10 protein-coding genes are annotated in these 17,563 nt (G+C 41.4%); all 10 read right to left on the bottom strand.

Translation table 11 applies throughout. The features are described from left to right. Positions 1 to 69: 69 nt before the first annotated feature. Positions 70 to 2,118, bottom strand: coding sequence for a protease Lon-related BREX system protein BrxL (brxL, locus tag AC2SLP_RS10685; protein ID WP_486536655.1), 2,049 nt, complete (start codon positions 2,116 to 2,118; stop codon positions 70 to 72). Continuing rightward, positions 2,119 to 4,440 (bottom strand): BREX-1 system phosphatase PglZ type B, encoded by a 2,322-nt coding sequence (gene pglZ / locus AC2SLP_RS10680; protein ID WP_486536654.1) that lies wholly within the window; start codon positions 4,438 to 4,440, stop codon positions 2,119 to 2,121. 84 nt (positions 4,441 to 4,524) lie between these two features. Continuing rightward, positions 4,525 to 6,303: a DUF262 domain-containing protein gene (locus AC2SLP_RS10675; RefSeq protein WP_486536653.1), complete on the bottom strand. Its 1,779-nt coding sequence runs from the start codon at positions 6,301 to 6,303 to the stop codon at positions 4,525 to 4,527. A 6-nt stretch (positions 6,304 to 6,309) separates the two neighbouring features. Beyond that, positions 6,310 to 9,765, bottom strand: a complete 3,456-nt coding sequence (locus tag AC2SLP_RS10670) for an Eco57I restriction-modification methylase domain-containing protein (RefSeq protein WP_486536652.1) — start codon at positions 9,763 to 9,765, stop codon at positions 6,310 to 6,312. Beyond that, the gene (brxC, locus tag AC2SLP_RS10665; RefSeq protein WP_486536651.1) at positions 9,765 to 13,232 is read right to left on the bottom strand and encodes a BREX system P-loop protein BrxC; all 3,468 of its coding nucleotides are present in this window, start codon (positions 13,230 to 13,232) and stop codon (positions 9,765 to 9,767) included. The genes AC2SLP_RS10670 and brxC overlap by 1 nt, the downstream gene beginning before the upstream one ends. Before the next feature lie 61 nt (positions 13,233 to 13,293). Next, entirely contained in the window at positions 13,294 to 13,839 is a 546-nt protein-coding gene (locus tag AC2SLP_RS10660; protein ID WP_486536650.1) for a hypothetical protein, read from the bottom strand. Beyond that, positions 13,832 to 14,611: a hypothetical protein gene (locus tag AC2SLP_RS10655; RefSeq protein ID WP_486536649.1), complete on the bottom strand. Its 780-nt coding sequence runs from the start codon at positions 14,609 to 14,611 to the stop codon at positions 13,832 to 13,834. Before AC2SLP_RS10655 ends, AC2SLP_RS10660 begins: the two co-directional genes overlap by 8 nt. Before the next feature lie 161 nt (positions 14,612 to 14,772). Beyond that, positions 14,773 to 15,189 (bottom strand): hypothetical protein, encoded by a 417-nt coding sequence (locus AC2SLP_RS10650; protein ID WP_486536648.1) that lies wholly within the window; start codon positions 15,187 to 15,189, stop codon positions 14,773 to 14,775. A gap of 75 nt (positions 15,190 to 15,264) precedes the next feature. Beyond that, on the bottom strand, positions 15,265 to 15,408 hold the full coding sequence (locus tag AC2SLP_RS10645; RefSeq protein WP_486536647.1) for a hypothetical protein: 144 nt from the start codon (positions 15,406 to 15,408) through the stop codon (positions 15,265 to 15,267). 883 nt (positions 15,409 to 16,291) lie between these two features. Then, entirely contained in the window at positions 16,292 to 17,506 is a 1,215-nt protein-coding gene (locus AC2SLP_RS10640; protein WP_486535535.1) for an IS256 family transposase, read from the bottom strand. Positions 17,507 to 17,563: the final 57 nt, after the last annotated feature.

Here is a 17,563-nt window from a genome sequence, read left to right as displayed (position 1 = left end):
CATAAATTGTGTCAAACTTATGGGGTTCAGTTCAGGTGAAAGTTCTTGCATATAAAACCACCAACACCTTTAGTCCAAAATTGACTTCAATAAAGCATCTCTTGCATCCTGATAAAACTGTATATCAATCTTAGTTGCCATATCATCAGACAAATCATATAGCTGACGTCTAGCTGTAACAGGCATTAACAGTACTGTCGCCCCTTTTTCTACTGCAAGCTCTGCAATATTTACTGCATTGCTGATTGGTTCAATAGATCCACCCAAATTAATCTCACCAACAACAATTAGCCCACCTTTAATAGGCTTTTTCAAAAGCGCACTACACATTGCTATTAATGAAGCAACTCCTAGCTTTGAACCTTTTTTTGCTGCATCGAACGCTCTTAATTGAACACTAAACTCATGCGCTCTTGGGTCACGATCCCCCACAAGACTATTTGCTCGAGCATATAAGTTCTGTTCAGCGTAACGTAAAGACTCTTTGAAGGCTGATGGCGCTGGGTTATTCAGAATCCTAACACCAGAACCAGGACCGTTATTTACTTCAATACGATATAAACCTGCATTATCGTCAATGTCTGAACCGCCTTCACTTATCGTCCAAATTTGACCTGGCTCTAATGGGTCCTCACCAATTTCATTATCAGAACGAAGTTCAGGTGTTGCAACAAACTTTTCAACCCCATCATCGCCAATAAAATAACTAAACTGAGTACTACGGAATTCTGCTGACCCTACTCTCTTTTGCTGCTCCTTCACGCGGCGGCGTACCTCTAAAGCTAACCGTGTTGCCCACTCCAAGTCCTCTTCACTCACTATCATATCTTGGCTGGGGTACATTAGCTTTAATAAGCCTGAGACTGTTTTATGAACAGCGTTTGTATCGCGACCGCTCAAGGCACCACCAAGGCGTACCTTATTTTGCATAGCAGACAGTCTACTCTCAAACCTTAAACTGCTCATGCACTCTGAGAAAAAGTCACTCACTAGTCCAAAATGGTCTGTAGTTAATTCTTTATTCATTTTAGGCACATCCCAACCTGGAAGGTAGCAATGAACTCGGTCCATCCAGGCTGTATCATCTCGCATCTCTTGAGGGAGTGGCCCAAATAGATGACCTACCCTCTGCTGGTGCTCTACATCAACATCAAAGTTACCGACAAAGACCAACGAGCCATCAGCACGGATACTTTCTTTTCCTCGACTAAATTCTCCAGACTCCATGTAGCCTTTCATGATGTTGATGCCTTCTTTGGTATCAAAAGAAATACCACTGATTTCATCAAAACAAACCACATCATACTGGCACACCAAACCGCGCTGGCCTGTTGCGTTATTGACAAACATCTTTGCGATGGTTGCCTTACCCCCTGATATTAAATGAGCATAGGGTGATACCTGCTGAAATAAATGACTCTTACCCGTCCCTCTCGGGCCAAGCTCCACTAGGTTATAGTTTCTCTCAACGAATGGAACCATCCTGAGCATAATGGCATCTTTTGCCCGCTGAGACAGGCACTGTGGTTCTAAACCTATCGAACGCAATATAAAGTCTCGCCATTCTTCGCTACTAAAGCTCTCACGCGCCTCAGACATGACCTCCAGAACATTTCGTTTAGACATCTGAATAGGTCGCAAGTCACTAATACCAAAAGCATTGCCCTTTTCTTCAGCTATCATCGGGTCATACTCTAAGGTAACCTCAGCATAAAAGCCGCCCGTTAGTAATCGTTCATTGTCATCTACGATACTGTCCGGTATTCTTACTCGATTTAGGTTCAAGCTCGGTAGGTTGGCTAAATATCCACCTTCTTTTTCAACAAATCGTACACTCACTATGTCAATGAGCTTGGCGGATCCATCCTTATAGGCACGAGCCTTAAATAACTCCTCCTCCCCTGCTCTAACCGTCCGAGACGAAAGCTGCCTTTGGACAATTTCAAGACCTTCCTGGATTTCTTCTTCATCAATAGAAGCACAATAACGCCCCAACATGAACTCTACAACATATGTCGGCACAGGGAACTGTCGAGCGAAAGTACGCACAAGGTCTTTACGGACAATATAACTTTCAAACACATTGGCTGCTTTACGATCTAACGCATCAAGCTCCATTTAACTTTCTCCAATTAAAGTAGACTTTTTTGCTAGAACAGTATCATTTTCGTCTAATAGGACCAATACTGCAGGCGTATCTTCATACTGATCATCTACCATCAAAGTACATTTTCCATCTTTTATTATTTTACGTGTACTAATTTCAGAGCTGGCATCTGCTGGCTTTATTCTCAGTACTGCTATCACTTTGTCTGACTCAGTTTCCACTGCCACTTTACAGACAAGTCCTAGCCAGCGCATATCTGATACTGTTGCTGCAACGGCTTTGTCTCTTGCACCAGCTGATTTAATATTTTCTATATTAATAACAGGAGTTAAGCATTCTTGCAGACTCAAACCACCATGATCATAATTCTGACCGGCTTTAAAACATGATACTCCAGGAGCCATTGCTACGTTCACTTGTGGGTTCCAGTACCATCCTACTTGTTGAAAACCACTGTCTGCAGACTCTTTGATAAGAGCACATCTTCCCCATCGCGTTTCTGTCAGTCTTTTAGATAAACTTACCTTATCCATCGGTGTCGGTGTTAGCACCCATCCATGATCCGTTACTATTCTTATTTTCTGCCATCCCGCGGCAAGTAGTTCCTCGACTCTTTCCACAATCTCATCAAGTAATCCATCGATTTTGGAAGCCAACTTAACGCCCCAATTGTGTCCCTCTTTATCAATATCACCACTTTGAATCCAAGCATTTTGACTGGTATCACCTGATTCACCATGATTCAAATAGATCCAACCCATTTCATCAAGGTATTTTTTTAAGTAATGAGCTGAAAAGCTACTATCTTTCTCTAGTAAGCTAGGTACGAAGTCCTGATCTGTTACTCGCCCTGTAAGCTTCTCATGTACAGGGGTGATGGCCGCTTTTGCTGTCGCCGTTACTGAAGGCAAAGCAGCCCAGTTATAATCTAACCCAACTTTGCCTAGCCCCTCTAACTTTTTGACCAACCTCTGAGAGATGTCATAACGAAGACCATCAACAAAGAAAACAACTTCGCCTTTGTCTGCATAACTTTCTGTTGCTTTGTTTGTTCCACTATTCCCAGGATATCCTTTACGTTTGACTATCTCTTGAAAGTTTCTCGCTACTTCGTCTAACCATGGGGTATAGATAGTTGCTAGGATATTAATAATAATATCTTGTTGCTTGGATGATAACGAATACCCTAGTGCTCTCAATACATTATTATCAACTTGCCAATGTTTATCACGATATAAAGTTGCCATCTCTTCAGCTTCAATACCTGAAAAAACACTTTGCGTCATCTTAGCAACAGCACTTAAATATTGTAGTACGCCTGCTAATGGTGCTCTGCCTAAGTCATACCAAATCCAGTCTCTTCGATCAGCATGTCGCGACTCTAGGTTAATAAGAGCTTGTCTAACCTCATTAGATGGTAGCTCCTGCAGAGTAATTAAATCTGCCTCTAACAGCTTCTCTTCGTTCTCATTAATAATAGGATAGCTTATGCCATCAGCAGCCAAATCTGCTTCAACTTTTAAAAGCAGATCTGGTAGGTGTGGATAATGCTGGCTTGATTCTACATATCGTCCCCATACTTTCTCCCATACACCTTGTTTTTTACATAGATGCTCCGCAGCTACTAGCTCTCCATCAAGCTCTGGGTTAAAGAAGTACTCTGTCTCACAGATGCCAACAAAGGCCGTCCAACGACTCTCTGACCAGTTTTTACGACATGCTTTAGGATCATTCATCCAGCCTAATATGTCACGTACTGGATCATTTGAAAGTAGCTTATTAAAGTCTGTTGCCTCTAGCCGACGATTACTCAGCTCTTCTGCCTCGCACTCAAGAATCTCTGGCAGCACCCTTAGCATCGCTTGCTGAGTTTTTTCATCACTAGCGACATCAAGATCAACACCACCAGTACTAGCGATTAAGAAAGAGTTCACCGTCCAGTCTCTTACTGTCTTGTTATACGTCCACCAACATCCACGATACTGTAATTCTGCCAAAGGCATTAACTCTTCAGGGCAGCTAGCAATGGCTCTTAAGTCCCGACGCGCTACTCCTGGCAAATAGATAATAGGCGTCTTACCTTCTGGCATTTCAACCTCTGGCAATACCCCATCTATGACACATTTAATCCAAATAGCAGGGCCTGTCTTCTTATCAATATCATACTCCCCCAAGACCACAAGCTCATGCATGGTTGCTTGTAATAGTGGGAGGGCCACTTCCCACTGCTTTAGCTCATCAGTCCACAAGATCACACTAGGGGCAACTTGTACATTGGGATTGTATGCAGCACTTGCTCTAATTTCTTTTGCTAACAAATCAATTATTTTCATACTTGTCCTTTACGACTAGGTAGAGCTATTACATTCATACAGGAATTTTTCTTAGTTTCAAACCAAGAGGCACTTCTATAATTTTTACAGTGGATACTTATTAATAATCTCTTTTACAAGCCTGTCGGTTCGGGCTTTGATTTTATCAACTGACCAACTGTCTTCTTGAGCTAGATTTTGATTTAGGTACAGCCCATTGTTATAGCCTACTTTTCTACCTTGTTTATCCATGCGATTTTGTTTGTCTTTAAAGCTCTTATTGCCTAATGCACTGTTGTATCCTGAGATAGTTAGGTTGCCCAGGCAATGGACATATCGCTGTCGATATTCTTCAGCAACTTGTGTATCACCGTTAGCAATCATATCTACCCATACAGCCGGTATGTTTTCTCCTTGAGGGAAGATATGCTCAATGGTCCATACATACTGATTGCCCTTAAGTGCCCATAAGTCCACTTGAGTCTCTCGGGTCATCTTCTCTTCTTCTAAAGCACAAAGAATGAAGCGACAAACTGCCTTATTATTGTCATAAACAGGGCCTTTTAAGCTTATTTCAAACCGAGCATCGTCTGCGCTTTCAGACTTTAGGCGAGATTGAATATACTCAAATACCTCTTCACCTGATAACGCTCTAACTTTCTCTGCCACATCCATAAATATACGGGTTAAATCTCGTGTTGGCGGCATGTCGGTTGTGTTGCGACGAACAAAGAAAGCAATTAGAAACTCAACGATTCTTTCAAGATGTACGGTTTCTAGTTTCAGCTCTTCTTTAATGTCGAATAACACCATCAACAAAAGATATGAGGGCGCGCCTTGAATACGCTCTAATGATAAGAGTAGATTAGATAGTTTGTGCTGCTCAGGTACAGGCTTGTAACCAACAATCTGAGCATAGTTTTCAGACATCCGAATCATGTCATGAAGAAACTTCTCAGCATCGTGATTGATTAGCTTTTCATAAACCAACATTAAGTTAGATTTTGTCGCCAAAGATACGGATACAATTTGCTTTAAATCAGACTTGAAGCCATTGTAGTACTGGCGAAAGAAGCGCTCTTGTACAGAGTAGCTGTCGCCCAGAGCGTCGATTACTTTCTTCCAGCGATTATACTGCTTGTCAATACTGCCTTTATCTTGAGACTCTAGAACGGCAAGCAGCTTGTTTTTTATCAAATCTATTGCTGTTAAAGGCACACCCCTATTATTGAGTGACTCAAATAAGGTATAGGCATCGGAATGCCCTGCAACCTCAATTTTTAATAAAGTCGCCGTATTCACCTTATCCAAGAACTGCTGCAAGTCGTTAATCGGATCGTTACTTTGCTCTAAGTACTGCTCTAACCGAGAGCAAAAATATCTAAACGCCTTAAACACCCGTCGATTACCAGCATTCGCAGGTAGCTCAATATCTTCAAGAATGCCAATACTGCCTAAAACTGCAAAATAGTCTTGCTGATTATGGTTTTGAACTTGAGGAATAAGACGCGGTTGATCAGGAGCTCTCTTTAACACAAGCTTGTGTTTAAGGTTACGAAGCTCCATCTGTTGATCTAAGTCTAGATTTGGTTGCTCACTTAAGCACTTATAGATAGCAGCCAATAAGAGTGATACTGTGGTCATACGCTGCTGACCATCCACAAGCTCCAGATACTGAATAGCGTGTGTGTCATCAGCCTGATTAATACAGATAATAGATCCTAAAAAGTAATGCGGATCGTTTTCTAATAAATCCTCAAACAAAGCGTCCCACTGGGTCCTACCCCAGGTATACTCCCGCTGATAGCGGGGTATGGTATACGCTATTTGATTCTCTATATCAAATAAGGTAGATATTGGGTAGTTATAAACTGATTTAATCACTATTAATTATCCTTGACCACGCGCAGCAAGCTTCTCTTTTAGAGACAAATGATGCTCGTTAATACGATCACCCTCTTTACCTTCATACTCAAGTCCTAACTGATACCAAGGTGCAGACTCGACATCCGTACCTCGGTCTTTCTTCCAATGAATATTCGGCTTCCAGCGTAATATGCCCGCACCTTTTCTACCGACATCTTTTGCGAGCATAAAGGGTCGGATATTTAGACGTACACCATCATTTAAGTCAGGTGTCCAGCCCACAGGCTGATCTTCAAGTGACTTCCAGCGTACAAAGATATCGTAAGGAGCTTCACCTTCTAAGATGGCTTCTAATTCTTTCTTCAAGGCTTCGGCTGCTGACAATCTTTCTTGAGCACCGTCTTCACCATTGGCGATACCAGCTTGCTGGGTGCGAATCCAGTCACCTAGGTAGGTATAGATAAGGCGCTCAAGCCCTGCTTTGTCTAGTTTGTGATAGTTAACCAGCGCACTAAAGCCATCGTTGATTCCGTCCCAGATATGCCAGATAAACGGACGATGCTGGAACATCTTGCAGTGCTGTTCAAAGAATTTATCACGTAGCCAAAGCTTTAATGATTTGCCTTTGACCAGTGCCAGTAGCTCGTCTCTTAACAGGCTGGTCCAGGCTTCTCCGTATGCGGCTTGCAGAAGGGCTTCTAGTCTCTGATCCGCTGATTTCTCACCGCGTATGGCAGCAAGACAGACAATACCGTCATCATCGGCATATTGATTGAGCTCTTGGCTATGCTCTACCCAGTGTCTTTGTTCAGCAGCTAGCTCCATCTCAGAGTCAAGCTCTGCTGGCCATTGATAGCCCAGTAAGCGAGCAACAGCGACTTGCAGTACGCTGTCATCTACTCGCAGCTCACTTGTCTTTGTCCATTTGGACTCTTCATCCCAAATAACAGAGCCACAGGGATGTCCATGGAAGATCCATTGGGTCGGGTCGTTGGTATATGGCTCAGGCAAGCCGTTTGGATACTGTTCTTCGGCGACTTTTGTCCAGTGTTCTAGGTCGAAGGGAATTTTTACCAACGTGGCGTTTGTTACATTTTTTTTCTTATCGATTTTTCTAACTTCATCGTGAAATTCATTGCAGTAACAAAATGACCAAATAGCTTTCACATGCTGCTCATTAAATGGAACAATTACAGCACTAGATTGATCATATAAATTACCACTATACAAGGTTGCAGGTAAATTTCGAGTCTGACGAATAGCAATACCTTGTTTATCCCATGCCTCTACCCCTTGTATCCTAGCTAAAGATGAGGCTTGTAACTCACCTTCACCTGACTCCCATCGTAGAACACCTTCTCTACCAGTGAAGTGAGCAGCCTCCGAACAAGGTAACTGATAAAAATCCCAGTCTTTACAAGAAGGTACTACCTCATGAAAATAGAAAACATATTTTGGCGTGTCCCCATTTTGTAGTCCTACATAAGACCCTGCCATTACAGATAATAGTGGATTATCAGACACATCAAAGAGACCAATTCTATAATCTGGATTTTTCAATTGCTCAGCCTGAGAAAAAGTATCAATCTTAGACTTTCTTATAAATTCAGCCTTTTGTACTGATTTTTTTAGCAAATTTGCATTTAAACCAAAATAACGACTTTCATTTGTAGAACCTGTTTTTTGAAAACTTATTAAAGCAGTAAATGCCCCAGAAGCTTGTGCACTATCAAAAGCGTGTTCCCCTAAATCAGCTAAACTAAGCCATTCAACATCCCTCAATAACTTTTCACGTAGTTGGTCAAATGATTTTAAAAACAACCATTCATGTGGAGTAACTACTGACGCTACTCCACAAGTTGAAAGGTAACTAATAATTCTTAAAATAAAAGCTGTAGCGAGGTTTTTAGAACCAACTTTAAAATTATTTTTAATAAAGTTTTGTGCTACATCTACTAGCTGCTTGGTCTCTTTAAAAGGCACATTGGTCACTACCCAAGTATACTGACCACTTAACAGCTCAGCCGCTTTCGCCAAACCTTGCGCCACAATACCCGCTTCTAGTTGGTTATTGTGCTCATTGCTGTCACCAGTCGACTGCCCCTCTTTTGATAACGCCTCACCCAGTAGTTGTTGCAGGTCATCCCAATCGGCTATCTTTGCCGCATCACTACGACGTGGGTTAATCAAGCTACCTAACACAGGCGCATCTTTAAAGGTTCGATACATTTGGTCTAGGGCAATGCTTAGGTTTTGCTTGTCCGCTTCACGGCTCAATGCTTTCCATTCATCACGGGCTGCAGTCACTGATAGTCCGCTACAAGCTAAATGCAGTTCAGGTAGTTTGCGGTAGCCACCTGCATTTGGATAACGCCAGGCTTCTAATGCAACAGCAAAGGCGGCAAGCTCTACACATCGCTGGTCAAGCTCCAGTCCATGCAGGTTTTCACTAAGTACTTTGTCGATTGCTTGTTGTTCGCTCAATCCCTCAAGCTGCATACGCATCGGTACCAGCATTAAGAAGATGGCTACTAAGAAGTGACCTGAGCCACTACAAGGGTCGATGGCTTTAAATTCGCTTAGATTGTCAGGCCAGGCATCGAATGTTCCTGAGGCAGGTTGCCATTGTTTGCTGTCTTCATCTTGTACAAAGCGTAGGTACTCTAACGGTACTCCGTCAATGGCAGCTTTATCGCGAAGCTCTTGTTCGTCTTTGGCGTTTTGCCAATCGCTGTCAGTTAGCTGCTTATCTGCCCACCAGGCACCTAGGGCGTTATCAAGTAGGAAGCTGACCATATAAGGTTCAGTAAATAGCTGGGTAACGGGTGACAGTTCATCTGCACCGATCTTAACCCCAGAGTTATTTACTTCGTCTTTTCGTTTGCTTTGCCAGAACTGATATACCCAGCCTAGGCTGTCTTGTGCTTTGAAGGTCTCGGTATCGAGGTTCATTATCAGCTGCTCTAAGCTTCTCTGGTACTCAGGGGCAAACTGGATTTCAAACACAGGAGAGTTGATACGAAACACTTGTGGTAGCATCTTTGAGGCAAGCACACCTGCTAGGTCCCAGCCATCTTTGCATTGACGCTCTAAGTCATCTCGGGCAACCTCTGGCTCTTGTGCTAGCTCGTGACATTCAGCTAAGGTCAGTGCGGTGTATTCATCATACATTAGCAGGTTGTTCTGCTCTAAGAAGAGCGCAAATAGCATACGATGCCAGTGCTCGTATGCTATCTCGGTAATAAGTCTCTTGGTGTCTTGCTGTCCATTAGAGTGCCTAACATCACCTAATTGACGACCACGGGCACGCAGCCGATTACGAAGGCTGCGCTGGTCTTTATTTAAGAAGTCGGCAACTTTGGCATCACCAACACCCAACTGCTCAAGGGCTTGGGTTGCGGCTTGTTCTGCAATGTCTCTTGCTTTTATTACTGTCGATTCTAAAGTGCGGCGTAACGCTTTGTCTAAAGGTTCTCTCATTAGAAGGTCACCGGTCCATCATTTAATTTTTCAACTATTTGCTGTTTAACTTCAGCTAACCAAGCTTCAACATCCTCTTCTGTGTGGAAGGTAGCCTTAGGTAAAACGATGTGTTGCGTCTTAGGTAGAAGTAATTGAACAGCCTCCCTACGAGCCTTATCAAACCTGCCAACAACAGAGTCTTTTCGATCGTTCCACTGCTCAAAGCCAACCTCATTAAGTGCTTCAGAAATCTGTCCAGCATTCTCAAGGCTTGGCTCTTCTATTGGAGACAAACCATATTTATTAAGAATATTCTGCTGCTTGGTATCGTCAAGCTGTTGCCATTGGCTGTCTGCTTCAAGGCTCTGAAGGTTGTTGGCATACTCACTCTGATAAGCTTCTACACGATGCTGCACAGCATTATGTAATTTATCTTCGAGCTCTTTAAGTAGAGGCTGTACTGGGTTTGGGTCTGTCAGCAGTGAGCGCTGACTTATGATTGAGTTTACCTCGTCTTTAATAGGCTGATAAAATGATAGGTTTTTACTTAGGTCCAATAGATCGTTTAACAACAACCAATCGTGCTGTCGCTTGTCTATTAACTCAGCAGTTCTTGTCCATTCCGTAAGGGCCTTCCTTATATCATCCTGGCTATCTAATACATATTTAAGCTTCGCATTGCCTGACTGCTGAGCAATGTCATCAAATACCTTTGTGTCAGGAATGGCAGGATAAGGCGCTGATCCCCCTGCTGTTTTAGCCAGCTGCCTTGCTCTCTCAACCAATAGATCTATCTTGATTAGTTCTTCACCTGACTGACACTCTAAACTGGCAGTTGAATTCAGTAGATTTCTAATCTTAATTTTATCGACTGGGCTAATAGATATATTTTCTGGATAAAAGGTAGTTTGGCTAATCTGTTTACGCTCAAGGTTGGTAACAGATACAGGGTTACCTCGAGTATCTTTGGCAATCAGAATACCTGAGGCTAGTAATACAAATAATGCACCCTCTATCGCATCTTTAGGCCAACCGTAAGGCGCTGAAGAAAAGTTTTCACTAATCTCGCTTCCTTTTTTGGATACACCAATAAAGCGCTTTATTTTCGCGCACACTGGGTGTTGTTCAGGGTCACCACTATAACCAAGATGATCCAGCGCACTTAAACCGTTATCCTTCCGTGCTTCATCATATACCTTAGCCCACTTCGGATTATCTGCTTCATCAAACTCATTATATAAGCGGATTAACGACATTTTAGCCGCAGACTCTACCCTTTCAGCAATACCACTACCTTCTACTTCGGCACCGCCAGATTGTAAGATCTGAATACCCGAGAATATTTCATCAAGTAATATTCTAACTTGACGTTTGGCATCATTATGCCGAGTACTCATAGCAGCCTGAGCATCTCTACCTGCATCAGTATTTGGAACTCCTCGCTTTTCAAGAGTAGCCAGAGCAGCCTGCCCCTTAATAATTGCATCTGTTAAATCAGATCGATTGCGTGCTGGTATATAGACAAATATAGTTGGATTATTTGGATCTTGTTGTCTGGCTTCAGAGATAAAGCTCTTCTCATCTATCTCCCAGCCGTCTTGAATCCATGCATAAATCTTCTCATTAGCATCTTTAGGCAGCTCTTTCTCAAAGCTGATTAAAATTTGTCTTGCTTCGTTTACTTTACCTTGAGTTAGTCTAATCTGATTAATAGACTCTATAACTCGCTTATGCAGTAAATCCATACGAGTATTCTCTACTCGTTGCATATTTCCTCTTAAGTCGAACTGCTCCTGTCGAAATGTATCGTGCCACTGTGCACTTTCCTGAGTTTGAAGTCTATACTCGGTGCCAGATGAAGTCTCCATAGGCATGATCAAGCTCTCCTCAGAAAGCTCTTTTAGCAGTCTAGGAACGTTAGTGCGTATATAATCCTTACCATTATTCAGATCATCAATCAGCAAGTCAGCTAATACATCTTCAGTTGCTCTTACACCGCTATCAGCAGCTGGGTCTGTAGGCAATTTCCCTATGAGTAAAACTAAAGACAATATGCGTGATTTCAAACGATCGTCATCGTTACCAACTGATAATTTACCAATTGTCTCGGCTATTTCTTTAGAAATAACACCAGTTTGTATTAGACTGGTCGAAATCTGGTCATAAATAAAGTCAGCAGGAATAATATTTCCCAGCGGCTTATCAGCAGTCGCTTGAGCAGCTTCATGCATAACTCTTAACTGATTACGTAACTGAGAGGCTGTACCTGTTGTATCAACAATTCTTAGAACTTTTTCCCAAAAACGACGTCTGACTGGCAGTAATGGATATTCGGCTACCAGATTCTCTTCGTCATCTGTATGATGCTCAATCTTAGTACCTCGTAACTGCCTCGCAATTTCACCCAAATTCTGCTGCAAAACAGCATCAATTTTAGGAACTGCAGATGGTTTCTTTTGCAAGATTACCTTTTGAATAACAGCTTCAACATCGGTATCAGATAGTTGTATCGCTATTTGAAAACGACCCATTAGACGCTGTAAGTTTGGCATACCAGACAGAGCGCTTTGCCCAGTCGCTACAAACAATAACTTACTCTTGAACTTAGAATGCTTACAGCAAGTCTCAACCATCTCTTGCACCTGATGTGCTTTGTCTGAGTCATGGCCAACGTACTGCTGTACTTCATCTAATACAATGAGCGTTAAAGGGAAATTACCATCTACTTCTAATGCATCATATATAGCATCTACCATCTGCTGATTGGTTACATCAGTAATATTGGGATATTGTGCGAGAAGTACATTGCGCACCTCTTTTGCACTACCTGCTAAATCACTGTCTTTTTGTAGCAAAGCATTGGCAATACTTCGTGAGACATAAAGGTCTTCAAGCTCATCAGCCCAGTTGTCTCCTTTGGCCTCAACAAATGCTTTGACATCGTCAAATATTCCTTTTTTCTTCAACCACATCACGAAGCGTGCTTGATGATATTGCTCTGGTAAACCAGCAGACTTGAATACGATATTAAGTAAAGCCATTCGGACATTATTATCTGCACCAGCTCCCAGGGTTCCCGATGCTGCATGTAGTCCACCATAACGCTGCGCTACGTTACTTAGCTCTACAAAGTAATCTTTCGTCTCTGTAGGTAAGTCAGGAATGTCTCTGGCATAAGCACCATCACTAAATCCTTGATTCACCCATAGTGCTCTCAGCATTTTAGCAAGATGCGACTTACCTGAACCAAAGAAACCAGAGATCCACACCCCTGGCTGCTCACGATCAGTTCTTAAGTTGGTTAAATAAGCTGACATAATCTTATTCAGGCCAGCTTCGTACTCCCCATCACAGACAAATGTTCTCAACTCATAGCGCAGCGTCTTTAAAGCGGCTTCTGATTGATCATCCTTAACTTCTGCAACACCCTTATTTTCTAATTCATTATTCTCGGGATCATGAACATAAATATCACGGTTTATCATAATTACCTGCCTCACTACGCCAAAAGTGCTAACTTTAATTTAATTAACCTATATTCTTTTTTTAATCTTCTGCAGAAATTGCTATCGCCTGATAACCCCACCCATCACGGGCATCTAGCAGGCGATAAGTATTGTCAGCATACTCACCTGGAAAAAATACCAGCAATCGACCAGGTACATGCTCAGCAAGCTGCTTCACAAAGTCAGATACAGAAGTGAATCCAAATAGCGTACCACAGCCCACCAATGCAACGACTGTATTATCATCCACATTACCTTGTAACTTTTTAACCAATTGCTCTACAGAGTCTCTGGCAAATACTTTATATTTAGATTTCAAAAAATCTGGTGATTCAAAGTAATCTTCTCGATACTTTTGACGTGCCATCCACTCAGGAAATAAAGACGTGATATCGAGCTTTATCCAATCATGGTCTTCATTTCTAGTTGCTATTTCAAACTCATCTAAACGCGCTCTCAACTTGAGTTCATCTTCCTTGTGGTAAACAGCAAATAGCACACGTTGCTCGTCTGAAAGATCTTTCATCCAAGGGATGCCTATAAAGCCTGAGTAACTACTAAGCAAACGACTGATTCGATTACTCATATAACCATACCTCTTCTTCTTGAGTTAAATAATCTGGGAAGGTCACTTCTATTACTTCACTTGAATGCTTAAAGTTTAACAGTCCACTATGACTTGCCAGCCTAGCCAATTCAATTAAGCTTTCTTGTCGACACTCAAGCATTTGAGTCCATTCAGTTGAAAACAGGCGATTTCCTGTAGCACCTTCCAAATAACCCAAAAATAAAGCAAAAGCGACATTCACCGGCCGTACATCTGGTTCGGAACGAATCTTTTTATTTCTGCCACTCAAGTAACCAGCTCTTGTCCAAGTACCATTGACGTTCTGTGCCATTGATTTGAGCATGGCAGGACTGAAGCGGTCAGGGTATTGATCTATCACTGCTTGTTCCATATCTTCACGCGGCAAATGCTCACCTATCTGCAAAGAAAGTATTTTAGGTTTTGATAGTCGCAATATAGGATCACGAGTTAATGCCATTTGACAGGCCAGTAAAGGACGAGCTTTTTCATCACTTTCCCAGAGCAATCTAAAAATTCTAAACAGAGGTATTTGTACATCCATTCCGTACAAGTCAACCATATGACGCCAGGTTAATGTACGTGCGCGGCTAGTTGGTTTGTGAAGTATGTTAGCAACTTCGATATCATTCTTATAATCTTCAGGTTTTGCATCAACTGGTTGTAGATCAAATAACTGTGATATTTCAGCTAACATCATTGTTCGAGCTGAATGTGCTCCATTTTGACCAAACTTGAAACCGAGTTTTTGTAAGTTCTCTTGTTTTGTCATCAATTATCTCAATTGTTAAATTTATTTTTAGATAAAGCTTAAATCATATTATCAGTTTGATTTTAAATATAGTTCAGTGTTACCCAATAGCCATCTACCTACAAGGCTTAAATGCGCTGTATGAATAATATCAAAATTTAAACAACTGTATAACTAAATATCTACTTAACCGTTGCTATATTTACCCAGTTTACATCTGAAGGCTTAAGATAACGATTTGAGTTGATGGCCATATACTCTGATAACCCTAGGTCAATCTCTGCTATCACTTGCTTACAGTGTTCTCTATTAGGCGATGGCAAAGATGGGTTGACAGCCAGCGACTTTTGTAAGAAGTTATCTAACGCGCCTTTAGGATTAACCTTCACACCATCTTCAGAGCGACAGCAGATACACAGCTGTTTTTTAATAATACTTCCTTGAAGGTCCTGCCACTTCATTATCGAGGTATTTATCTCTGTATAATCAGTGCTTTGGGCAGCATTGACTACAGCAGATAACCCGCCAAAATCATAGTCTGTTGCCTGACCAATAAAATATTGAGTAATAATGGCCCTGCTTGTGACTATTACCCACATAAACCTTATCGCTAATCATTGCTTAGTCCTTATACTCAATATCTTTCCTAATATTTATCTAATACGACCAAGCTCTTAATCTTTATAAAGCTCTATAGTACTCAACAACCTATCTCTAACTGCTGCCTTCAGCTCATTTGGCGCTTCCACTACAGCTAATTGAGACATACTCACCAGCCAGTCCTCTAATTTTTGAGTATTAGCAACCGTTTCCGTCACTCTATTACACTTATCATCAATCACCTTAATGGGTCTATATAAAACATAATCATCTACTTAATGTCTCGCTACGTAGTCAAAAGGATGGCTATCTGGATACCGTAATAGATATCTTTTATAACACAGACGTTCAAACTTACTTTGCAAGATCTAAATCTAATTTTAATTTTAATTCTGATTATTCTAACCTTAATGTTATGCGCAAAATATATGCTGTTAGTAGTCAATCTGATGTGCCTAAAGATCTTCTTATGAATGCTTACACTGTCAAACAACAGTACTGCCCTTTTCTATTTAAGCACTTACCAAAGGTTACTAGTTCAAAATCTGATCTTCTGCATCAGGTACATACTCAAATATATCCCCGACCTCAACTTCTAAAATCAAAGTACTGTCATTTAGTTTAATAATAAGTGTTATGCTGACTCTGTTCTAGAAAGGATATAAACTGATTTAAATAGCTATTTAGTTAAATAAAAAGGGAACTGCATGTTCAAATCTATAATAATTTTTTTAAGGCTATAGGCCTATTTCTTGGTAACACAATTCATGCAGGTCAGCAAGCAGCAGAGGCTCTTAACAACTCTGCCGATGTCATGCTCAAAAACAGTGAAATAAATAGAGACAAAGCACTATTAAAACATAAGGAACACAGGGCTCAAATGGTTGAGGATAGAGGGTTCGAGTCAGAAGAAGATATGGATAGAGAAATAAAAAAAATACATGATGAAATATTCAAATAGAAATTCCTAGCATTAAAAAGATTCAAATATATAAATATAGGACTATATTTGATCAGCTAAAACATAAAATATTAAACACTACAGAGCTATCTAATACATGATATTAGATGAGCCCATCCTGAATTCTGTGTAACTGCAATTTAGATTAAATGCTTACTAACACGCTCATCGAACATAATCATAAATCGATTAAGAGCAGACGTCCAGTTACGGATGGGCATCGACCACTTTTTAGACGCCTGCTGAGTCGCTAGATAAACAACCTTTAACGCCGCTTGATCAGATGGGAATATCTTACGCTTATTCACAGCGGTACGAATCACGCTATTTAATGACTCGATAGCATTGGTCGTATAAATGGCTTTTCTAATGTCTTTCGGGTAATCAAAGAACACGGTTAAGCCCTCCCAATTATTGCGCCAAGAGGTAACCACATGCGGGTATTTATCGCCCCAGATCTCATTAAACTGCTCAAGGCTAGCCTCTGCCAGCTCAAGCGTATCAGCACCATAAACCGCCTTTAAACCAGCCGCTACTTTTTTTCTATCTTTCCATGGTACAAACTTCATAGAGTAACGTACCATATGCACAATACATAGCTGAACCTGTGTGTTTGGATATACCGTATTAATTGCCTCGCTAAAGCCTTTTAAACCATCCACACAGGCAATAAGAATATCTTGAACCCCACGGTTTTGTAGTTCAGTGAGAATACCTAGCCAGAACTTAGCGCCTTCATTCTCCGATAGCCACATACCCAGTAGCTCCTTTTTGCCCTCAAGATTGACGCCTAAGGCCAGATAGATGGCTTTATTAATGATTTGCTTGTCTTGACGTACTTTAACGACAATGCAGTCTAAATATACGATAGGATATAAGCTACTTAGTGGACGATTCTGCCATGCTGTGATGTCATCTATGATGTTGTCAGTAACCCTTGATACGAGACTGGTTGAGATATCAACGTCATAGATATCTTTGATACTCTCAACAATCTCAGTGGTTGTCTGGCCTTTGGCGTAAAACATGATGATTTTATCATCGAGCCCAGTGATACGAGTTTGATGCTTTGCAACCAATACAGGATCAAAGCTTCCTTCACGGTCTCTGGGTGTAGATACTTCAATCTCACCTGTGTCACTGCGCACTGTCTTTTTGGTGTGACCGTTGCGCTTGTTTGGGGTATCCGCCTTTTCATGCTTAGGATAGCCTAGATGCTCTTCCATCTCGGCTTCTAATGCAGTGTCAATAAATGACTGCATGAGCTCTTTTTGAAATGCTTTGATGTCTTCAAAGCTGCCAACGTGTTTGGCCATTTGTTCGGCTAGTTTTTTTAGTTCTGTTTGTTTTGTCATTGCTTATTCTCCTTTACTATGGATTATAAGCAGTTACACAAAGTTTGGGAAAGTCTC

The sequence above is a fragment of the Psychrobacter sp. CX21 genome (assembly GCF_057396255.1).
Note: the sequence above shows the minus strand (reverse complement) of the source record. Positions and strands in the feature narration are given on the sequence as shown.